Below are 2,182 nucleotides of genomic sequence, written 5' to 3' on the forward strand. Positions count from 1 at the left end.
GGGCTTGGGCGGGGCCGGCATCGGCTTGGCCGCCGGTTTCGGAGCCGACGACGGCGCGGCCGGCTTGGCGGCGGACCGCGGCTTCGGCGTGGCAGCCGGCGCAGCCGAGGACTGCGGCTTCGGCGTCGCGGCCGGCTTCGGGGACGATGCGGGCGTGGCGCTGGAGGCCGGCTTCGTGGCCGGGCGGGGAGCCGCCGGGGCCGGGGTCTTCGGTGCCTGCTTCGTCTCGGCCGGGGCCGCGGAGGCATTCTCCTGCGTCCGGGCGGCCATGGCCTTCAGCTGCTCGGGGAACGCGTCCCCGACCGAATTCCGCACCGGGGCGGAGTCGGACGCCGCCTTCTGCGCGGCGCGCTCCTTGGCCTCGCGGGCGGCCTGGTCGCGACGCGAACCGCCACCCTGACGCTCGCGGTGGCTCTCGGCCGAGTTCTTGCGCTGGTCCGCGCGCGCATCGGCCTTGGTGCGCAGCGGGCCGACCACCATCACCATGTTGCGGCCGTCCTGGCGCGGCTGCGATTCGACGGTGCCCAGCTCGGCGACGTCCTCGGCGAACTGCTGCAGCAGCTTGATGCCGAGCTCGGGACGCTGCTGCTCACGGCCGCGGAACTGGATGATGGCCTTGACCTTGTCGCCCTGGCTCAGGAACTTCTTGGCGTGGCCGGTCTTGGTCTCGTAGTCGTGCTTGTCGATCTTCAGGCGGAAGCGGACCTCCTTGAGGACCGTGTTCACCTGGTTCTTGCGCGACTCACGGGCCTTCACCGCGGCCTCGTACTTGTACTTGCCGAAATCCATCAGCTTGCACACCGGAGGCTTGGCCGTGGGGGCCACCTCCACGAGATCCAGGTCCGCCTCGGCGGCGAGCCGGAGGGCGTCCTCGACGCGGACGATGCCGACCTGTTCGCCGTTCGGGCCGACCAGGCGGACTTCCGGAACGCGGATACGCTCGTTGATGCGGGGATCGCTGATGGTGGTACTCCTCTGTGCGAGACGACGGGTGATCCCGCGCCCACCGGAGGGACCCTCGGAAACGAGGAAGGCCTCCCCTGCGCGGACGCAGACGGAGGCCTCGACACGGTCCCGTCGGACGGGACCCTCGGTGCGGGGTGCGCGCCACGACGCGGCGGTCCCGACCGGCGACCCGGCAACTCGGCCCGGGGCGAACCGGACATCCTGCTGACGCGGGTGGGAGAGAGGCCTCCACTTTGCTGCTCCTGGCCCGTGCACGCCTGCTCCGGGGTCACCGGATGACGAGGACGTGCGCGGACCACGAGTGGTCTATGGGAAGCTTACCACCATGACAGACGAACGTCAGGCCCAGGACGCCACCCCCATGGACGCCCCCGCCGAGATCCGCGACATCCACGAGGTCCCCGCCGTCGAGGTCATCACGACCACCGCCGTGCACCTGATGACCGCCGCCGCCGTCAAGTGCGGCCTGGCCGACTCCCCCGACGCCCGCGAGCTCATCGATCTCGACGAGGCCCGCAAGCTCATCACGGCCCTCGCCGGGCTGGTCACGGCCGCGGCCCCCGAGATCGGCAGCCAGCACGCCGGCCCGCTGCGCGACGGCCTGCGCTCGCTGCAGCTGGCGTTCCGTGAGGCCTCCCCGTTCCCGGACGCCCCGGGCAAGGGCCCCGGCGAGAAGTTCACCGGCCCGGTGAACTGACCACGCCCCCCGATGACGACGACGGCGCGCCCCCGACCGGGGGCGCGCCGTCGTCGTTGGGGCGGGGCTCAGGCGTCCGTCGAGGCCTCCGGGGCGGGGGTGAGATGCCGGGTGACCGGCGTCGTGAAGAGGGTGAGCAGCGCGACGCCGGAGACCGCGAGCAGCGGCCCACCCAGAGCGGCGGCGTCCACGCTGAAGAGCCACGAGGACAGGAGCACACCGAAGAGCTGGATCGCGACGGCGGCGCCGCGGCTCCACGCCCGACCGCGCAGCAGGGCGACGGCGGTCGCGAGGATCCACAGGGTGAGCAGCGCGTAGATGACGACCAGCATCACGCGGGCGCCGGCCGGGAGCACCCCGTCCGCCGCATGCACCACCGCGTCCACGGCGAGCCAGAGGAGCGCGCCCGCCTCGGCCAGGAGCGCCGCGGCGACCACGAGGACGGCCACCGGCAGGCCCCGGCCGGGGCGGGGCGGGACCGTCGTCGCGCTGTCTCTTATACCCATCTCCGAGCCCACG

3 protein-coding genes are annotated in these 2,182 nt (G+C 73.1%); 1 reads left to right on the forward strand and 2 read right to left on the reverse strand.

Features of this window, described 5'->3' with window-relative positions; all coding sequences use genetic code 11:
- On the reverse strand, nucleotides 1–996 hold a 996-nt coding region (infC, locus tag J1M39_RS11575; protein ID WP_342356413.1), incomplete at its 3' end, for a translation initiation factor IF-3.
- Between the two features lie 295 nt (nucleotides 997–1,291).
- On the opposite strand from infC, the gene J1M39_RS11580 reads away from it, so the two are divergent.
- Complete coding sequence (locus J1M39_RS11580; protein ID WP_036313345.1) at nucleotides 1,292–1,663, forward strand: DUF1844 domain-containing protein; 372 nt, start codon at nucleotides 1,292–1,294, stop codon at nucleotides 1,661–1,663.
- A 68-nt stretch (nucleotides 1,664–1,731) separates the two neighbouring features.
- Here J1M39_RS11580 and J1M39_RS11585 read toward each other — a convergent pair whose 3' ends face one another.
- Entirely contained in the window at nucleotides 1,732–2,181 is a 450-nt protein-coding gene (locus tag J1M39_RS11585; protein ID WP_342356412.1) for a hypothetical protein, read from the reverse strand.
- Between the last annotated feature and the right edge of the window lies 1 nt (nucleotide 2,182).

The sequence above is a fragment of the Micrococcus sp. KRD077 genome (genome assembly GCF_017168505.1).
Lineage (GTDB): Bacteria > Actinomycetota > Actinomycetes > Actinomycetales > Micrococcaceae > Micrococcus > Micrococcus luteus.